Below are 18,027 nucleotides of genomic sequence, written 5' to 3'. Positions count from 1 at the left end.
TTGAACCTCAAAGGTTTAATGAAGCGGAATAAGAGCAAGCAAGATGAGAATGGAAAGTATTTACCTAACGGTCAATCTGCTAAGTCGGGACTGAATAAGTCTTGGCAAGATGCAGCTTTTGGACAATTTTTTACGACGCTGGACTACATAGCCGGAAAAGCTGGAGCAGCCGTCATCTCACATAAACCTGCTTACACCTCAATGGTGCTCAGTTATCGGGATGAAGTAATTTTCACCGATTGTAATATGCGAAACTATTGGGATGAGCAAAACTCTTTGATGGTAGATCGAGATATTAATGCTGCGATTAACTTAAAAAGACTGGGGTTGGGCATTTTCCCCAGTATAAAACGCCGTAGCGGGAATCTTTCTGTAGTTGGTTCTATGGATGAAAGTACTGCGAAGGAAATCTTGGATACCCTTCATCGGGCTGTTAAGAAGCCCACATCATAGCTGTACCCAGCTTGATGTGGGAGTATGTCACCTATAGTTTTAAGATATTAATTTATGGACTGGCAAGAAATTTCTGGGAACTGGGTATTAATTCCACCGCGACCTAGCGCGATCGTACATTTTCTAGGGGGGGCTTTTGTAGCCACAGCACCGCAATTGACCTATCGGTGGCTATTAGAGGAATTGGCAGGACAAGGATATGCTGTGGTTGCTACACCATTTGTGAATACTTTAGATCATGTTGCGATCGCCCGCGATGTCCTCAACAAATTTGAAAACGCCCTCGATCGCTTGTACGCTACTAAAACCTTACGAAAGGCATACTTCCCCATCTACGGCATCGGGCACAGCATGGGTTGCAAGTTACACCTACTCATCGGCAGTCTATTTGACGTAGAACGGGCGGGTAATATCTTGATTTCTTTTAACAACTATGCAGCCCGCGACGCAATCCCGATCGTAGAGCAAATATCGCCCGTCTTTAACGTTGAGTTTACTCCTTCCCCCCAAGAAACTAACCGTATAGTCCAAGAACACTATCAAATTCGGCGTAACCTCTTAGTTAAATTTGCCGATGACAATCTCGATCAGAGCATAATACTGGCAAAGGTACTCCAACCCCGTTTTCCCGGTATGGTTGCGTTACAGACAATGGCCGGCAACCACCAAACGCCCTTGGGTCAAGATGTAAGCTGGCCTGTTGGTCAAGTTTTTACCCCCCTAGATGCTATTGGTCAGTGGGTGAAACAACAAGTCTACCGGGAACTGAATCAGTTAAAACGGGAAATCCTACGTTGGCTCAATCCCCTTTCCTAGAGTAGGGTTGTCTCATTCTCAATTATTTGACCTCACCCCCCAACCTCTGAACCATTCATGTTTCAATTTGGGGGGAATAACCTTTGACGATTAATAGACAGTTCCGGTTATCGGCAGTAGCGGTATAACTCAGACGATCGGCTATGTCCTTCATCAGTTTTACGCCTCGGCCGCCACCAGAAAACGTATCCACTCGATCGGATAGTTCCTTGATTTTCTGTTCTAAATCAAAGGATGGGCCGTAATCCCAGATTCTAATCTCTAAGCGTTCGGGAAACAGGGCTACCTCAATGTCAATAGGAATGTCCGGTTTGCCTTTGTGGGCATAGCGAACCGCATTGGTAAAACCCTCAGCTAGGGCTAATTGACACCTGAGCCAAATACTGGTGGGAATTGGCGGCTGATGCAATTGGGCAAACCAAGACAAAACAGGGTCTAATTCCTTCAGATCTGGATTGACTTGAATGTGGGCTTTCCCCGGTACTGGCGACTTGTCAGAACTTTTTAATTCAACCACGCTAAGCCACTAAAGTTATGCCGTATTTTAAATCAAGTTTAAGTCTAAATTGAGCGCGACTGTTGACTCGCCTAGCATTTAGCTCGACTGCTATCTTATTAGACTATACTCAATTGTGGCAAGCGTGTTGGCTGGATATCTTTTTGACTACCCCCAGACCTTGAAAAACTTGTACTACCTGAGCCCCCATGTTTCAAATTCTGGTTATTGACGACGATACTGCCGTTCAAGAGCTGCTGAGAAGAACCCTGAAAAAACAGGGTTATGAGGTTACGGTAGCGAGCAATGGCGAAGACGGTATTACCCAGGCTCAACAGTTGCGCCCAGCTCTGATCATTTGCGACTGGATTATGCCGCGTCTGACGGGAATAGAAGTGTGCCGCCGAGTTAAGGCAAATCCAGATTTGTCAACTACTCAATTCTTTTTGTTGACTTCGCTGGGATCGGTAGCCGATCGCGTTAAGGGTCTTGATGCTGGCGCGGATGATTTTATCTCTAAGCCGATTGAACTCAATGAGTTGCAAGCCAGAGTGCGGGCGGGGCTGCGCCTACACCAGCTTAGCCGAGATTTACAAATTGCTAAGGGGTTACTGGAGGCTGAGTTAGCTGAGGCGGCTGAGTATGTGCGATCGCTACTCCCCGATCCTTTAACGGAACCTGTGAGCGTGGAGGCAAAGTTTATCCCTTCGAGGCAGTTGGGTGGAGATTGCTTTGACTATACTTGGCTGGACTCTGATTATTTGGCGATTTACTTGCTGGATGTGGCTGGACATGGTTTGAGGGCGGCGCTTCCCTCTGTGGCAGTCTTGAATTTGCTGCGATCGCGAGCTATTCCCAATATTAACTACTACCAACCTAGCGAGGTGCTGCGATCGCTCAATACTACTTTTCAGATGAGTTATCAAAATGACAAGTATTTTACAATGTGGTACGGTGTTTACAACCGACCTCAGCGCCAGCTAGTATATGCCAGCGCCGGTCATCCGCCCGCCGTCTTGGTATCCACGGATGGGGGTATCCCCAAAGCCAAACGCCTAAAAACTCCCGGAATGCCAGTTGGGATGTTCCCAGATGCTGAATATCTCGATAATTCCTGCTATGTAGATGAGTTGAGTACGCTGTATATCTTCAGTGATGGGGTTTACGAGATTCATCAACCTGATGGCAATATCTGGGGGCTTGATGCTTTTATTGACCTAATTACTACTCCTCACAACAGAAATGCTGACGATCTTGACCGAGTTTTTAACTACGTTCAAAATTTAAATGCCAAAGCTGCTTTTGACGATGATTGGTCTTTACTCAAAGTCAACTTTGGCTAACTTATCTCCCTTAGCACATTTTGGAGAAATTTGCAAGCGGCGATCGCCTAAAAAGTTTAGCTGCTGGAGAGAATCTTGGTATTAAAAGCGTCGCGGCTAGGAAATATCTCGAAAACTCGATCCATGCTAGTGAGTTCAAACAAGATTCTGATTTGCTCGTTGATAGAACAGACTACCAGTTGGCTGCCGGCGGCGCGTACAGTTTTCAGCGCCAGGACTAAAGCGCCTAAGCCAGAACTATCCATAAATGTCACATCTTGGAAGTCTATTAATACCACATCTGCCCCAGATTCCACTAGATCGCTAATCTCTTGGCGGAATTGACTTGCCTTTGTACCGTCTAAAATGCCGGAGGGTTGAATAATTTTAACTACAGGACTCATAATTTTCCAGGTGCTATATCCGATTATCAGTAGCCAGATTACTTTAGTTTGACACTCCCCAGTCTAAAGACGCGGGGATTTTTAATAACAACCTTTTTGAGGATGATCCACAAAAAGCTTGATGATTAAAGGCTGAGTCAGACAGCCATAATTCTATCAAGTTTCGGGAACTTTGAAAGTAATGGGGCTGACTTTGGCGCGGTGGAGGAGTTTGTCTCCTTGCCGATAGCCAGTGTAGCGCACTTTGACTGTTTCCCCTGGCTGAGCGGTTCCTTCCATTAGCTGGTGAAATTGGGGGTCATAGGGAATGGATGCTCCGACTGTGGCGATCGCCTCTACTCCCCATTCCCGCAATAGCTGTTCAATTGGCCGTAGTAATGGCAGCAATTTCACTGCGGATAAGTCGGGATTTTCCTGAGCTTTACTTGCCGCAGTTGGCCATTGCAGCATCCAAGATTCCAAGATTTGCAATGTTTGTTGCTGAAATTCCTGTATTAAAGTTTCTCGCTGCTGCTGCATCTGAGTTTGCAGGCGATCGTATTCCTGTGCTATTTCCTCTGCTATTGCTGCCGATCCTGACTCCTGGGGCAATTCTACAGACCCAGGAGCAAAAGTTGCCAATAACTCTGTTATAGAAATTTCCAAAGCTTGACTAATTTTTACTAGCGTATCTGCTCGCGTCTGCAAAGCTAACCCCCGCCGCAAGCGGATCAAATCCAGTTCAGAAACGCCACTTGCCTGACTCAACGCCCTCAAACTAGAAAACCCCGCCTGTTGCATCAGGCGTTGTAATTCGAGGGTGTAATCTGAAATTTTAACTGTCACGCATTACCCCTTCAAAGTCTCTGGGAAATTGGTAATTGGTAATTGGTAATTGGTAATTGGTTAAACTTTTATTCATTTCCGAGTACATCAGAATTATATACAGCGGATTCCAGGTTTATGAAGTACACCCCAGAAACCGGGTTTCTTCGCTTATTTATCGCCAGAAATCGGTTTTATTCAAGAAACCCGGTTTCTCTGTACCTCACTTACCTGGAAAGTGCTGTAGCAAGATGCCCGCACCACTCTATAATGTCTAACTCAGCAAGCAAACAACTAACGGTTAACAGTTAACCGTTAACCGTTAACAAATTTTACTTGTGCTTGACTTTTTCTTTTTTTCCAGCCACTTCCTCATCTTCTGAACCAATTTCTGAGGGTTGCAGGTGGGCTTCCAAGAACCATAGCCGCTTGTCGATCGCCCGCGAGACTTCGGTGTATAAATCAGCAGTGTCAGCATCGCCCCATTCTCCCGTCTTATCGATCGCATCTCGCAATAACTTGCCATAGGGAGCATAGCGATCGGCTAAGGCGGTAATATGGGATTTACCATCAAGGATATCGAAGGGATACTCTGGCAAGCTCGATTCTGCGGCGGCGATGCGGGCTGTTCCCAAAGCCAACCCGCCCAAAGCTGTGATCCTTTCGGCAAACATATCGACGTACTCTTCTAATTCTCCTGCCATTTCATCAAACAGCAAGTGTAACTGGTAAAAATCTAAGCCTTTGACGTTCCAGTGGGCTTGCTTGACTTGAGTTTTTAAGTCGAGGGTGTTTGCCAAAGTGTCGTTAAGAATCCCAACAAGTTTAGTGCGCGTTTCTGCGGACAGATCGATACGAGTTGGGTAAAGAGCTTGTTTGTGGTTGTTCTTACTCATTATGTTTGCCTCAAGTTAATTGTAATTAGAGAAATTTTAGAAAAAACTGGTGACAGAAGCATCTGCTAAAAGGATGAGCTGGCTTCTTCAAATCTCTTAGGCTAGGTGCATCTGCAAAACGGAACGGGGTGCTCGGCGGACTTTGCAGCGGATGGTTTCGAGGCCGAGGCGATCGCAAGCTTCATATCTGTGGCAACCTGAGAAGCCATAATACTTGCCATCTACTTCTAGCACGTCGATTGGCTCTTTTAATCCTACCTCGCGGATGGATTCCATCAGCGCGGCTACTTTGGTTTGGTCGTTGACTCGCGGCAGGGGGCGGCGAATTTGTTTGATAGGTATTTCTTCTATCCTCATTGCGGCTCTCTTTCTTGCTTCTTTTTAAATCATACTCATAACGACTTCGAGTTGCAAGTCAAATGTCAGGAAACTATGACATTAGCGGGACTTAAACAAAAAATTACCGCTGAGCATAGGTTGATGTAATCGGTTTGAGTTTCTGATTTTATGGTGCTTCGGCAGTTGCGATCGCCAACAAGTCCTAATCCTATTCTAAAAACAAGATTTTTTTGTTATACTTAAGTCTTGAAAGCAAGTATTAGATTAAGACTGGCGGTTCGTAACGTGGATGTTTTAATTGAGTCAACAAAGCGCTTTGAGAAAGATATTTCTAAGTTGAGTGAAGATGAAAAAGCAGCAGCTATTCAAAAAATTAACGATTGCGCTAGCCTCTTCCCAACTCAAAAAGCTGATGTCTATCGTAAGCTACATCGCCTTCCCCTAAATCTTAATGGTTACGAATCTTCTCTTTACATACTACGGATTTCTCGAACACTAAGAGTGATTTGGGCAGTTGACGAAGATCCAATTTTTGGGCAAGTTATTTTTACTCTTTTTCGAGTAGTTAAACACGATGACCTCGATCGAGCATATCAGGGTGTAGCAGAGTCTTTATATCAAGATATCCTTCACCACAATCTAGAAGCTGCCCAAATCTCGTAAGCTTATTTATGGCACAGACTATTACCCTCTGCGATGAATATGGTATTATTCACAAAGCTATGAAGATTTTGCCAGATGATGAGCTAAAGATTTGTTTTCTTGAAGCTTTGGCAGAACTTGAAGACAACGAGTGTCACAGAACAAGAAAATTTCCAAAAACGAGACTCCACAAAGTAACAGGTGTTAAGCAGAAAATTTATCGTGCTGATATCGATAAAATCTCAGGCTGGCGTATCCACGTTCAATACATCAATGGGCAAATTCATCTCAAGGATATTATTGAGGGGCAAATGCACGATGATGTAATTGAGGTGATTAAATCTAAGAAGGATCGCTACGAGTAGTTGTCTGTATGTAGTTGCGCTGTCTGCGCTAAAGCGCAACTACATACCTTTGAGTAAATTATTGAGAATTCAATTTAATTTACTGAGGGTTAACCAATCTCCACAAACACACCACTGCGGGCAAATTGTTCTTCATCAGGAGTAAAGTGTGGAGCTTTATCAACAAGATCAGGCTCGAAGTAATATGTATCCTGTAGGAAATTTCCACCGATCGCAGCCTCCTCCAAATCCTTAATATAATCTTCGGCGATCGTACAGGCAGCCTTAATCCCTTCCACATCGCCCTTTTCCAAAAGCTTTTGCAAAGTAGTTCTCACAGCCGAAAGCCGCGATGCAGGCTTCAGCATCCCATAAAGACCATAGATGCGATCGGTGGAAATGCTGATATGTTTAAGTGCTTTGGCACGCGCTAACTCTGAGTCAAGACTCGGCCAATAGCGAGTAGTGTAGAAAGCTTTTTCATCCTTGTGATACCACTCCTCAGAACGAGCAATAGATGAAGAAACAGTGTTGTGTAACTTCCAGAAAAATAAGCGCAGAGAAGAACCATCAACCACAGTAGAAAGCTTTGCTTCTAGGGATACCTTAAAGTCAGTAAGATTCACGTCGCGGCCGAGTACGAGGTACTCCACAGGGTACATTTCCACCTCCTTATTCTGCACAACATAGGCATTTAGATGGTGGCGACAATAAGGACAGGGGTACATCGTGGCAAAAAGTTGAAAAAACTCCTTGAAAACGGCTATCAAGGCTTTTTGTTGCTCAGGCGTTTTAGTAGATACAATTTCCGCACTGGTGTGGAAGAAACGCCAAACCCCTGGCCCGATATAGTATGGAAAACTGACGCGCATCTGAGCATCCTTGATATCGCTGCGGCCCAGGGATATATCAATGAATGATACATAATGGGAAAGTGCGCCAGAGTCGCGTCCAAATTCCTGACGTTCCCGCCGTTTTTGCACTCCATTTAGGTAGTTGTGAGTGAGTCGCCAAGCTTGTTTAAGCATTAGTTTTTGTTGGGGAGTGCATTGGGAAAAGCCGTCTGCAACATCGGCACCATAAACGTTAAATTCCCCTGACTCCTTAGTAGATTGATACCACTTGTCTAAGGCTGCTTCGTCAGGAACGGTATTACTCTGGATATCGGCGACGGTGTTGACGCTGAAAGCAGCCAACAGTTTTGGCATAAATTCCTCATACCAATAGGCTACTGGCATCATTGCACCATCGACTTGTTCGGAGGCATCAGAGAGGAGGACGCGGTTCCACTTTTTGAGGTAATCTTTGGGATCTCCGGCTGATTGCTCTACTTCTGGAGCAATCTCTTGATTGAGTTCCATCTTCCTGAGTCGGTTGAGCTCATTGATGGCAAGTACACCTTCAGCAACATCGCGCAAGTTAAGACGTTTTTTCTTGATGGTGATGGCAAACTCAACTCCGGCGGCAAACTTTTCTTTGACAGTGGCAGATTTACCCCGCGCCTCTAACATGGCTTTTTGTTCTGCCAACATTTCTGGGGTTTTTTCGATCGCCTTCCAATTCTTAATCCGGTCTTCTAGTCGGGCATACTCATTAGTAATTGATTCTACCACTGCATCCAGTAAGGGATTGCAAGCTGGTTCGACGATTCCTAATCCTTTGTAAAGCGCGATCGCAGTCTTCACAAATTTGACAAAATCAGTGATTCTGTAGGGTAGATTTCTGACGCGCAGGTGGGTTTCGTGGTTGGCGGAGAAACTCTCGCGGAAGCAGCGATAGGCGGCTCCCTGGATTAGGCGAAATAGACCAATTTGCATCTGTAAGCGCGATGTACCGCGCTTTGTCTCGTTTTGTGGGTGTTTGGCGAGTAGTTCTGTGAGTCTCGCTACCTCTGCATCTATTTCGCTGGGTGTTTCCTGGGGAGTGGGTGTGGTGGTGGTTGGTTCTACCTCGTTGGCGATCGTGGGTGTGCTTTCGGTGGCTGTTGTACTCGCATCAGTTGCAGTTGGCTGATCTGATGTGGTGGGGGGAATGGGTGAGTCTTGATAACCTGTTGCGATCTCGGACTCTTCGGGCACCAGTTTACAGAACTCTTCAAAGTCAATGGAGGCATCGCCATCATGATCGACTTCTTGTACTATGTCATTAAGTTCTTTATCTGTCAGTCCAAACTGACTCATCACACTACGCAGCTCGTTGACGGTGATTTGACCGCTGCCGTCCTCATCAAACACGCTGAATGCTAGTTTTAGGCGGCTGGTGCGATCGCCTTGTTGGGAGACAATTAACGCTTTAAACTCTTCAAAATCGATACTTCCCGACAGGTCAACATCTACTTCTTTAATCATGTCCCGGAGTTCTGTCTCGCTGGGGCTCTGTCCCAAGGATCGCATCACTTGACCCAGTTCTTCTGCTGAAATAGCACCGCTACCGTCTGCGTCAAACATTTTAAATGCTTCCCACAGCTTTTCTACTTCTTGCTCAGTCATTGGTGTTCTTTCAATTTCTACAGGTGTCATAATTATCTTCTCCAAATTACTTTATGTAGGACTTACGCAGAGACACTCCTAAAACCCATTTTAAAAAAAGTTGGGGGGAGTTGAGTTTTACACATTCATGTGTAAGTCTATTCTGGTTAAGTAGGTAGGTGTAGATCGATCTTGGTATGTAACAGAATGTAAAGCTCTCATTCCTCTTGGGATTGCTAAGCCCTAACGGGCAGGCTACGCCAACGTTTCACTCGTAATGACATACTTATGTATTTTCCCACTTAATCTACTTAGTTCTCACAATAGCAGGAATGGTCGATTGTTATCAGAATTTAAATGTGAAAAAATATTTATAAAATCCTAAAGTAGTATATAATCCCCATCCTTAAAGTTTCTGTAACAGTAATAGCTGTAGTTTAGACAGTACGAAGTGAAAACTAACATCAAGATTGTACTAATAGTTTTCCGAATTGATATAAGTCTTATGGGTGTATTTCTTCAAGGTTTAGAGTAAGAAAAGGAGCGATGGTAGCCGCTTTAATTATTTTTTTTAACAATAGTTTTGAATATTTTTGCTGAAACCTTATCTTTTCTAGAATTAGGCAAGGCATCTCCAGGACTTAAGCACGAAGTATCAAAAAAATCGCGGTCTAAGATGGCTTCGCTACGTAGGTGTATCTAGCATTTTACGGCTTGACTGAGCCTTTCGGCAAAGTTCGCTCTGATCCCATCAAAGGATCGTGCCAAAGTCCGCAGGCATCCCATGAGATAATGAGGTTGTCTCTGCGTAAGTCCGCAGGCATCGCTATGAGATAATGAGGTTGTCTCTGCATAAGTCCGATCTTGTTAAGATGAATTAGAAGTAGAGCAAATTTTGTCAATACCTCTGTAGACGCATTAACTTGTGCTACCCTACAATTCAAGGAAGCACCAAATTTCCAGTCCTAGGAGGCAGTTAACTTTGCTAGCTCAACAAGCTCAAGCTTCGCTTTTTAAGTATTTCAGCATATCTGTCCAGCTTTTTACTGCTTTTTGCCTCCTAGGACTTGGTAGCGAGTCTAGTTTCGCCCAAGCTCCTAAAGAAACTCCCAAAGATCGAGATATCAAAATCGGTGTGGTACAGAGATTTGGCACTAAACCAACGGACAAGCTGACACTGAAAGCTACCCCAGGTTCAAGCTTAACTTTGCGTTACCTAACTCCCAAGGGAATAGAAACAGCTAACACTGCTAGTGTCAAGTTAGAAGTGGCGATGAAACCGCTACCTGCACCTGTAGTAGAGGAACGAGTTATACTCAGTGCTCACCGCAGTTTCGAGAGTGCTGAAGATAGCGCGAATCAGTGGCGCGATCGGGGAATTGAAGTAGAAATTGCTCAACCGGAACGTTGGCAAGTTTGGGCAAAACGAGATGTTTATAAAACTCCTTTATTGCGGCGATTGTTGTTAGAAAGTTTACAGGCTCAAGGTAATAAAACTGCTTTTATCGATACTAAAATTGTCAAGCAAGTACCGCAAGCATTTTGGGTGCTAAATGGCTTTCGATACAATCGCAATGAGTTGAAGGTGACGGCGGGAAATGGGGTGATTGAAGTCGCGGAAGGGACAACGCCCAGCTATGAGAATACTCGCCGCTATGGGGGGAGACTGCAACTTCAAACTAATGCTTACGGTACTTATACTTTAGTGAATGAAGTGCCTGTAGAAACTTATTTGCGAGGAGTTGTACCGCATGAAATTGGGGCATTTTCTCCCTACGCTTCGATTGAAGCTCAAGCAATTTTAGCAAGGACTTATGCGCTGAGGAATATTCGCCGCTTTGCGATTGATAATTACGAATTGTGCGCGGATACTAATTGCCAAGTTTACAAGGGATTGACTGAGGTTTATCCTGAAACTGACAGGGCAATTTCTGCAACTCGCGGTTTGGTAGTAGCCTATAATAATGAACTGGTAGACGCGCTTTATTCTGCGGCTAGCGGCGGTATTACGGCTACTTTTGGCGATGTTTGGCATGGCCCAGAAAGACCTTATTTGCGATCGGTGATTGACGCACCAGGTAATGTTTGGGATTTATCTAAGCAGAGTTTGGCAAATGAACAAAATTTCCGGCGATTTATGAGCCTGAAGAAGGGGTTTAATGAGGAAGGTTCTGATGCCTTTCGCTGGCGGGAAGAAACTAGCTTAGAGGCGATGGCTGCATTTCTGAAGCAATATTTTCAGAAGAAACAGAGTCCTCTGGCTAATTTTAAAACGATTCAGCAGGTGTTAGTTACGGAGCGATCGCCTGCGGGCCGAGTTTTGAAAATGACTGTGCAAACTGATGCAGGAAAAATTGAGATTGATAAAGATGAGATTCGCAACGCTTTTGAGCCGCCAATCAGTACGCTGTTTTATTTAGATCCAGTGTACAATCCCGATAAATCGATTAAAGGATATGCCTTTGTGGGAGGCGGTTTTGGTCACGGTGTAGGGATGAGCCAAACTGGGTCTTATAACTTGGCTAAATTGGGTTGGAATAGCGATCGCATTCTTAACTTTTATTTCCCAGGTAGCAAAGTTGTACCCCTCGATCCCTCTATAGTTTTTTGGCGATCGCCCGAAAATAAAAATTAGTAAGGTGGGAATTGCCCACCCTACTACTGAAAACAACCGTCTGTTGCTGATTTAGCTAAACCGATGGGAATCCCCACACTATACCGATCGAAGGTTAGTGTGGGATGAGAGGCGCGTGAGACGAGGATTCCGCCTGTTCGCAATCTCAAAGCATAGCTTTGAGCAGTGGGCAGGTGGATGACGAGGCGAACAAAAACTTTCTTAAAGTGTTCAATATTTTTATGTTAAAGTAACACTAATTGATGCGTATCGGCTGCGATGTAATGAAAGCTACCTACCAGTACCAATTCTATCCCGACACTAATCAAAAACTAACCCTCAACCAATGGCTGAGAATTTGCCGTTATTGGTATAACCGCCAGTTGGGAGAGCGCTTTGATTGGTGGGAAAAGAATCGCACTACTGTAAACGCTTGTCCATTGATAACCAGCATTGCTGCTCCCAGAGAAAAGCCAAATTATTACCACCAAAAACAACAACTACCAATCCTCAAAAAAGATTTGGTTAAAGTAGTCCATAGTGGTGAGTTGCTAGATTTTAAGCAAGTAGATTCAACTGTATTGCAAGATGTCTCTAAGCGAGTAGAGAAAGCATTTGAACGGTTTATTGTCGGTGACAGCAAAGGTGGGAAGTCTGGTAGACCTCGATTTAAAACCGAGGCTGACTACCGCACTATGACTTTCCCAACTGCGGGTGATGGCTGGGTTAAATTAGTTCGCAAGAACTGGTTTTACCTTCGATTACCCAAATTAGGGGTTATAAAAGTTAGGATGCACCGCCGAACTCCAGACGGGTTTACTGTTAAACAAGTCAGTGTTACGAGAAAATCTGACGGTTGGTTTATTCAGTTAAATCTTGAAGACGATTCTGTTCCTGAATCTACACCCGACAAAATTATTCCCACTTGGGATAACTCAATCGGTCTGGATGCAGTTTTGCACGAAGATGTCTACCTCGCCACATCCGAAGGAGAGAAATTACCCTCGTTAAAACCGCTCCGAAAAAGTCAATCTAAACTAAATCGTATTTCAACGAAGCGAAACAAACGGAAACGAGGTTCTAAGTCAAGACGCAAATTAGCTAAAAAAGAGGCGAGGCAACATCAAAAGATTGCCCGTTCTCGTAAGAACTTTCATTACAAAACTGCTCACAAATTGGTGAGGACGGGAGCTAAATTCTTTTTCCATGAAGACTTGAACCTCAAAGGTTTGATGAAGCGGAATAAGACCAAGCAAGATGACGATGGAAATTATCTTCCTAACGGTCAATCCGCTAAGTCGGGACTAAATAAATCTTGGCAAGATGCAGCTTTTGGCCAATTTTTTACGACGCTGGACTACATAGCCGGAAAAGCTGGAGCAGCCGTCATTTCACATAAACCTGCTTACACCTCAATGGTACTCAGCTATCGGAATGAAGTTATTTTCACCGATTGTAGTATGCGAGACTATTGGGACGAGCAAAACTCTTTGATGGTAGATCGCGATATTAATGCTGCGATCAATCTAAAAAGACTGGGGATGGGCATTTTCCCCAGTATAAAACGCCGTAGTGGGAATCTTTCTGTAGTTGGTTCTATGGATAACAGTACCGCCAAGGAAATCTTGCATACCCTTCATCGGGCTGCTGAGAAGCCCACATCATAGCTGTACTCAGCTTGATGTGGGAGTATGTCACCTTAGTACAGAGATTCTTCTTGGTGGGTTTGGATAGTACAGTCAGACTTGGGATAAGCGACGCAGGTTAAGACAAATCCGGCTTCGATCTGATCGTCATCCAAGAAAGATTGGTCAGACTGATCCACTTCACCGCTGGTGATTTTGCCAGCACAGGTAGAGCAAGCACCTGCGCGACAAGAGTAAGGCAGGTCAAGTCCTGCTTCTTCAGCAGCGTCGAGAATATATGTATCTTCCTCAACGTCAATCGTGGAATTAATGCCTTCAGCTTCGTTGATGAGTGTTACTTTATAGGTTGCCATGCACTGATCCTCTCAAAAGTTCTACAAAACCGATAAGCTTGCCTAATACAAACCTGAATGTTATATTAGCCCGTCAGGTTTGCACTTTGGTTAGTTTACTCTCTGATAGTAGGGGAAACTAGGAATTTTGCAACACTGATTTCATATATATTTTGAATGGGATTAGTTATAACTTTTTCTAATTTCATCTTGATTACTTATACTTATGCTATAGCAACCGCCAGGGCGGTTACGATGCTCCGATGCTCCGATGCTTAGGGCTAGGGGAAGAAGAAGGGGCTACGATGCTCCGATACTCCCATGCTCACGGCTAGAGGAAGAAGGGGAAGAAGGGAATAGAATCAGCGAGTTTGGTGGAACTCAGAAGGTCTTAATTGCCTTGGCGACTGCTATATTTTGGTTATTTTGCAGTGAGTTCCAGATGAATACTACCTCTCGCTTCTCGGCTAGTTCCCCTATTAGGGTGGGCATTGTTGGTACGGGTTTTACCGCTAAGCTAAGGGCCCAGACTCTGGGGACTGATGAGCGATCGCACCTGATAACCGTTGCGGGTCATAGGCCTGAGAGTACGGAAGCCTTTAGCGAAGAATTCCAGATTGAGCAATCAGTTTCTTGGCGGAAACTAATAGAACGCGATGACCTAGATTTGGTAATTGTCTGTACGGTAAATCGAGATCACGGCGCGATCGCGCGTGCGGCCCTGGAAAATGGCAAGCACGTAGTTGTCGAATATCCCCTAGCATTGGACGCATCGGAAGCTGAAGGCGCGATCGCGATCGCACAGCAACAGCAAAAATTGCTCCACGTCGAACACATTGAACTATTAGGCGGTTTGCATCAAGCAGTTAAGGAATATTTGCCAGCAATTGGCAGAGTTTCCTATGTCCGCTACGTTACCATCAATCCCCAGCATCCTGCACCTCGGAAATGGACTTACCAACATTCCTTGTTTGGCTTTCCTTTTGTTGGTGCTCTTTCTCGATTGCATCGATTTACTGATTTGTTTGGGGAAGTAGGGAGTGTTACCTGTCAAACTCAATTTTGGGATACGGAACCCGATTTTTATAAATCTTGTTTGTGCAGCGCTCAGTTGCGATTTACTAACGGTATTATAGCTGAATCTGTGTATGGGAAAGGAGAAACATGGTGGCAGTCGGAAAATACTTTTACTATTTACGGTGAAGCAGGAAAGCTAATTTTTACGCCGGAATCTGGTCAATTAATCCAGGGAGAAAATACCCAAAATATTGAGGTTGGTACTCGTCGCGGCTTATTTGCAAAAGATACAATAATGGTCTTAGATTATTTAATAGAGGGAACGCCTCTTTATCTAAATTCAGCCGCTAGTTTGTATACTCTAAAAGTTGCAAATTCGTTAAAGAAAGCTGCGGAAACAGGAGAAAGTATTGCGATTAGCAATTAATTAGAGCTTGACGAAAATTGGTGAACTTAAAGTTGTGTAGTTGACGGGTGGCAATCCTGTTAAAACCACTACCAATGGCAGATTTACCCAACCTAAGTAATACCAAATCCGGGTTGACTACCCCCTTTATTGTCGCTGTGTTCGCCTCGCAATGACGAAGAATTACGAATAAAGGGGATCGCTAAACCCGGATTTGGTATAATCTCCTAGCCAAGCTCTCAAAGGAATAAGGAAATAAGGATGACTTTGGCGATCGCGTACCCGGTAACTACCCAACCCACTTCGTGAATTGTGGCTCCGAAATCGGCTTGGATGTCAGTGAGGGCAAAGTTGAGGATGCTGGTGCCAATTACTTCCAGAATTGTACCCCATGCGGCGAGGGCGATCGCCTTTCACTGACCCTTCCATACTTTGGAGAAATGGGATAACGATCGCACTCACACTACCAGTAAAAAATCCTTTAGCATAAAATATATATAATGTCAAGCAAAAAAACAGCAGGAGCTCATTGCTAGATGAGTAACCTTCAGGCGCTATCCTAAGTGATAAGGCTAGTTTCAGAAAGGTTTGGATATGTTTACACCAACTCTATTTGATATTCCCAGGAATTTATCATTTCTGATAGGTGCAGTAGATGCCGATCGCTCTTTATTGGGGATTGATACTCTATCAGAAAACGCGGCAACGATTATTATCGTGTTGATTGCCATTGGAATTTTAGGTTGGGGGTATTACCGAGCCGTACCTTTCGGCAAACTAGGAATCTTAGCCTGGTTGCAGTCGGTGTCGCTGATGACTCCTTGGCTGTTATTCTTCGGTTTGTTTGCAGTCGGGATTTACCTCAACCTGGTCGGCATTTTATTAATGCTGGTGGCTTCTACGGGATTGTACATTTACTTAGGGAAAAAACTACGAGCGGCAGGTGAAGATGCGTTGCTGCGATCGCGGGCTGAAAAAATGGTTAGTTCCGCCGATGGGCCGCCAGAGCTCTCTAATTCAGAACCCGAAAAAACAGAAGTACAAACCGCTACAACTCAACAACCAGAACTCGTTCCCGTCCCCGCAGAAGACCTGAAGGCAATACAAGGTATTTTTGGTATCGATACGTTTTTTGCAACCGAAACTATTCCCTTTCAGGATGGCGTAATCTGCAAAGGGAACTTGCGCGGAGATCCAGAATTAGTCTACGGCAGGATGTCAGCGAGTTTACAGGAAAGATTAGGCGATCGCTATCGGCTATTTTTAGTAGAAAATACTGACGGCAGACCAGTAGCGATTATTTTACCCAGCAAAAACGATCCCCAACAAACCACACTCTCTCAAAAAATTCTGTCTGTGGTACTGATCGTGGCTACATTTGCCACTAGCTTAGAAACAGGCGGTTTACTGCTTGGGTTTGACTTCTTTAGCGAACCGCAGCGCTACCCGCAAGCCTTGCCGATCGCGCTCGGAGTTTGGGCAGTTTTAATTGCTCACGAAATTGGACATCAAGTATTCGCCAAGCGCCATAATGTCCGCTTTTCATGGCCATTTTTCATTCCCACTTGGCAAATTGCCTCTTTTGGTGCAGTCAACCGCTTCGAGTCAGTATTACCTAACCGCAAAGTCCTCTTTGATGTGGCGATCGCTGGGCCAGCAGCAGGGGGAATTGTTTCCCTCGCCATGCTGATCGGAGGTTTCCTACTTTCTCACAAAGGCAGTTTATTTCAAATCCCCGCTGATTTTTTTAAGGGTTCAGTTTTAGTAGGAACACTAGCACGGGTAGTTTTGGGAGATGCTTTGCAGCAACCCATAGTAGATGTGCATCCGCTGGTGGTAGTTGGGTGGTTAGGTTTGGTGATTACAGCAATTAATTTGATGCCAGCCGGATTATTGGATGGAGGGCGCGTCGTCCAAGCGATCTACGGCCGTCAAATTGCGGGGAGGGCGACATTTGCGACCTTTGCAGTATTAGCGATCGCATCTTTAGTAAATCCTTTAGCATTATATTGGGCGATAGTGATTCTGATTTTGCAAAGGAACTTGGAACGGCCAAGTTTGAACGAGCTCAGCGAACCGGATGATGCGCGTGCGGCTTTGGGTTTGTTAGCTTTGTTTTTGATGATTGCCACGCTTTTGCCTTTAACTCCCGCTTTGGCAGGGCGTTTAGGCATTGGCAGCTAAATTGTTAACGGTTAACTGTTAACTGTTAACTGTTAACGGTTAACTGTTAATAATGGGTGTAAATTTGTAAGCAACCCCGGTCTGAAGACACGGGGCTTCAGCAAATAAACTGAAGCCGTGCTTACCCGCCTAAGTCTTAATTGACTACGTTATTGGGGTCATAACACCGGAGAATGCGACGCTAGTTTTCCGCTCTGTTGTTTGCAATTAAACAGTTCTAAGGTCACTGGAACAGTGTTGCCAACGTAAAAAGCCCTGATAACATTGGCAAAGCGAACTTTACGAGAAATCGAAGGGACACAACAATGTCTATCCTACCAAATTACGTTTTTGTTTTAGATGTCAACCGCAAACCACTAACACCATGCAAACCATCTTTGGCACGCAAACTCTTAAAGGTTGGCAAATGTAAAGTTTTTCGACTTTATCCTTTCACGATAATTTTGAAAAAAGCGGTGGTTCAAGACCCGCAGCCTGTCACTTTAAAGATTGACCCTGGTTCAAAAGTTACTGGGTTTGCTCTATTTTTAGATTCTAATCTGATCTGGGTAGCCGAATTAACTCATCGCGGTCAAGCAATTAAGGCTTTGCTAGAGTCTCGTCGCTCTCTACGGCGCGGTCGCAGAAATCGGCACACAAGGTATCGTCAAGCGAGGTTTTTGAACCGGACTAGACTCGAAGGTTGGTTGGCTCCTAGCCTTCGACACCGCGTAGAAACGACTTTAACTTGGGTAAACAAGTTGTCAAGACTTGCACCAGTTAAAACAATTTTTCAAGAATTAGTCAGATTCGATTTACAAAAAATGGAAACCCCAGAGATATCAGGAATTGAGTATCAACAAGG

General features: G+C 44.6%; 19 protein-coding genes. 10 read left to right on the top strand and 9 right to left on the bottom strand.

The window, feature by feature from the left end; genetic code table 11:
- Positions 1 to 453 (top strand): zinc ribbon domain-containing protein (locus PN499_RS10525; protein WP_465249964.1); only part of this gene is annotated, 453 nt, incomplete at its 5' end.
- Positions 454 to 507: 54 nt separating this feature from the next.
- Positions 508 to 1,269 carry a DUF1350 family protein gene (locus PN499_RS10520; protein ID WP_272031805.1) on the top strand — a complete coding sequence of 254 codons (762 nt, stop codon included), beginning with the start codon at positions 508 to 510 and terminating at the stop codon, positions 1,267 to 1,269.
- Between the two features lie 55 nt (positions 1,270 to 1,324).
- On the opposite strand, the gene PN499_RS10515 is transcribed toward PN499_RS10520, so the two are convergent.
- Positions 1,325 to 1,786: an ATP-binding protein gene (locus PN499_RS10515; protein WP_272031804.1), complete on the bottom strand. Its 462-nt coding sequence runs from the start codon at positions 1,784 to 1,786 to the stop codon at positions 1,325 to 1,327.
- Positions 1,787 to 1,974: 188 nt separating this feature from the next.
- Here PN499_RS10515 and PN499_RS10510 point away from each other — a divergent pair, with 188 nt between their 5' ends.
- Entirely contained in the window at positions 1,975 to 3,108 is a 1,134-nt protein-coding gene (locus PN499_RS10510) for a PP2C family protein-serine/threonine phosphatase (RefSeq protein WP_007356946.1), read from the top strand.
- Positions 3,109 to 3,164: 56 nt separating this feature from the next.
- Here PN499_RS10510 and PN499_RS10505 read toward each other — a convergent pair whose 3' ends face one another.
- The 4 genes from PN499_RS10505 to PN499_RS10490 form a co-directional block, all read right to left on the bottom strand.
- Positions 3,165 to 3,491, bottom strand: a complete 327-nt coding sequence (locus PN499_RS10505; RefSeq protein ID WP_007356945.1) for an STAS domain-containing protein — start codon at positions 3,489 to 3,491, stop codon at positions 3,165 to 3,167.
- A 156-nt stretch (positions 3,492 to 3,647) separates the two neighbouring features.
- The gene (gene grpE / locus PN499_RS10500; RefSeq protein WP_272031803.1) at positions 3,648 to 4,316 is read right to left on the bottom strand and encodes a nucleotide exchange factor GrpE; all 669 of its coding nucleotides are present in this window, start codon (positions 4,314 to 4,316) and stop codon (positions 3,648 to 3,650) included.
- A gap of 311 nt (positions 4,317 to 4,627) precedes the next feature.
- A complete protein-coding gene (gene dps, locus PN499_RS10495) occupies positions 4,628 to 5,191 on the bottom strand; it encodes a DNA starvation/stationary phase protection protein Dps (protein ID WP_272031802.1) in 564 nt (187 codons plus the stop codon).
- A gap of 96 nt (positions 5,192 to 5,287) precedes the next feature.
- Positions 5,288 to 5,548, bottom strand: a complete 261-nt coding sequence (locus PN499_RS10490) for a ParB N-terminal domain-containing protein (protein ID WP_007356942.1) — start codon at positions 5,546 to 5,548, stop codon at positions 5,288 to 5,290.
- 267 nt (positions 5,549 to 5,815) lie between these two features.
- On the opposite strand from PN499_RS10490, the gene PN499_RS10485 reads away from it, so the two are divergent.
- Together PN499_RS10485 and PN499_RS10480 are read left to right on the top strand one after the other, a co-directional pair.
- A complete protein-coding gene (locus PN499_RS10485) occupies positions 5,816 to 6,193 on the top strand; it encodes a hypothetical protein (RefSeq protein WP_272031801.1) in 378 nt (125 codons plus the stop codon).
- 8 nt (positions 6,194 to 6,201) lie between these two features.
- Positions 6,202 to 6,537: a hypothetical protein gene (locus PN499_RS10480; protein ID WP_272031800.1), complete on the top strand. Its 336-nt coding sequence runs from the start codon at positions 6,202 to 6,204 to the stop codon at positions 6,535 to 6,537.
- An 89-nt stretch (positions 6,538 to 6,626) separates the two neighbouring features.
- Here the strand turns inward: PN499_RS10480 and PN499_RS10475 are convergent, their stop codons facing one another.
- Both PN499_RS10475 and PN499_RS10470 read right to left on the bottom strand, forming a co-directional pair.
- Positions 6,627 to 9,035 (bottom strand): EF-hand domain-containing protein, encoded by a 2,409-nt coding sequence (locus PN499_RS10475; protein WP_272031799.1) that lies wholly within the window; start codon positions 9,033 to 9,035, stop codon positions 6,627 to 6,629.
- Positions 9,036 to 9,691: 656 nt separating this feature from the next.
- Positions 9,692 to 9,838 carry a hypothetical protein gene (locus PN499_RS10470; protein ID WP_272031798.1) on the bottom strand — a complete coding sequence of 49 codons (147 nt, stop codon included), beginning with the start codon at positions 9,836 to 9,838 and terminating at the stop codon, positions 9,692 to 9,694.
- A gap of 128 nt (positions 9,839 to 9,966) precedes the next feature.
- Here PN499_RS10470 and PN499_RS10465 point away from each other — a divergent pair, with 128 nt between their 5' ends.
- Together PN499_RS10465 and PN499_RS10460 are read left to right on the top strand one after the other, a co-directional pair.
- Entirely contained in the window at positions 9,967 to 11,619 is a 1,653-nt protein-coding gene (locus PN499_RS10465; protein WP_272031797.1) for a SpoIID/LytB domain-containing protein, read from the top strand.
- 263 nt (positions 11,620 to 11,882) lie between these two features.
- Positions 11,883 to 13,265, top strand: coding sequence for an RNA-guided endonuclease InsQ/TnpB family protein (locus PN499_RS10460; RefSeq protein ID WP_272031796.1), 1,383 nt, complete (start codon positions 11,883 to 11,885; stop codon positions 13,263 to 13,265).
- A 32-nt stretch (positions 13,266 to 13,297) separates the two neighbouring features.
- Here PN499_RS10460 and PN499_RS10455 read toward each other — a convergent pair whose 3' ends face one another.
- Entirely contained in the window at positions 13,298 to 13,597 is a 300-nt protein-coding gene (locus PN499_RS10455; protein WP_007357581.1) for a ferredoxin, read from the bottom strand.
- A 421-nt stretch (positions 13,598 to 14,018) separates the two neighbouring features.
- Between PN499_RS10455 and PN499_RS10450 the strand changes: the two genes are divergently transcribed.
- Entirely contained in the window at positions 14,019 to 15,020 is a 1,002-nt protein-coding gene (locus PN499_RS10450) for a Gfo/Idh/MocA family protein (RefSeq protein WP_272031795.1), read from the top strand.
- Between the two features lie 315 nt (positions 15,021 to 15,335).
- Here PN499_RS10450 and PN499_RS10445 read toward each other — a convergent pair whose 3' ends face one another.
- Positions 15,336 to 15,506, bottom strand: coding sequence for a hypothetical protein (locus tag PN499_RS10445; protein ID WP_272031794.1), 171 nt, complete (start codon positions 15,504 to 15,506; stop codon positions 15,336 to 15,338).
- Positions 15,507 to 15,593: 87 nt separating this feature from the next.
- Here PN499_RS10445 and PN499_RS10440 point away from each other — a divergent pair, with 87 nt between their 5' ends.
- Positions 15,594 to 17,183 (top strand): site-2 protease family protein, encoded by a 1,590-nt coding sequence (locus PN499_RS10440; protein WP_272031793.1) that lies wholly within the window; start codon positions 15,594 to 15,596, stop codon positions 17,181 to 17,183.
- A 305-nt stretch (positions 17,184 to 17,488) separates the two neighbouring features.
- On the top strand, positions 17,489 to 18,027 hold a 539-nt coding region (gene iscB, locus PN499_RS10435), incomplete at its 3' end, for an RNA-guided endonuclease IscB (protein WP_272031791.1).

The sequence above is a fragment of the Kamptonema animale CS-326 genome, from assembly GCF_028330895.1.
Classification (GTDB): Bacteria; Cyanobacteriota; Cyanobacteriia; order Cyanobacteriales; family Microcoleaceae; genus Kamptonema; species Kamptonema formosum.
Note: the sequence above shows the minus strand (reverse complement) of the source record. Positions and strands in the feature narration are given on the sequence as shown.

Bases quoted from the DNA above. Each gene is read 5' to 3' on its own strand.
- PN499_RS10505 (WP_007356945.1), bottom strand. From the start codon at position 3,491: ATGAGTCCTGTAGTTAAAATTATTCAACCCTCCGGCATTTTAGACGGT.
- PN499_RS10455 (WP_007357581.1), bottom strand. From the start codon at position 13,597: ATGGCAACCTATAAAGTAACACTCATCAACGAAGCTGAAGGCATTAAT.
- PN499_RS10490 (WP_007356942.1), bottom strand. From the start codon at position 5,548: ATGAGGATAGAAGAAATACCTATCAAACAAATTCGCCGCCCCCTGCCG.
- PN499_RS10440 (WP_272031793.1), top strand. From the start codon at position 15,594: ATGTTTACACCAACTCTATTTGATATTCCCAGGAATTTATCATTTCTG.
- PN499_RS10510 (WP_007356946.1), top strand. From the start codon at position 1,975: ATGTTTCAAATTCTGGTTATTGACGACGATACTGCCGTTCAAGAGCTG.
- PN499_RS10475 (WP_272031799.1), bottom strand. From the start codon at position 9,035: ATGACACCTGTAGAAATTGAAAGAACACCAATGACTGAGCAAGAAGTA.
- dps (WP_272031802.1), bottom strand. From the start codon at position 5,191: ATGAGTAAGAACAACCACAAACAAGCTCTTTACCCAACTCGTATCGAT.
- PN499_RS10470 (WP_272031798.1), bottom strand. From the start codon at position 9,838: ATGCAGAGACAACCTCATTATCTCATAGCGATGCCTGCGGACTTACGC.
- PN499_RS10480 (WP_272031800.1), top strand. From the start codon at position 6,202: ATGGCACAGACTATTACCCTCTGCGATGAATATGGTATTATTCACAAA.
- PN499_RS10460 (WP_272031796.1), top strand. From the start codon at position 11,883: ATGAAAGCTACCTACCAGTACCAATTCTATCCCGACACTAATCAAAAA.
- PN499_RS10450 (WP_272031795.1), top strand. From the start codon at position 14,019: ATGAATACTACCTCTCGCTTCTCGGCTAGTTCCCCTATTAGGGTGGGC.
- PN499_RS10520 (WP_272031805.1), top strand. From the start codon at position 508: ATGGACTGGCAAGAAATTTCTGGGAACTGGGTATTAATTCCACCGCGA.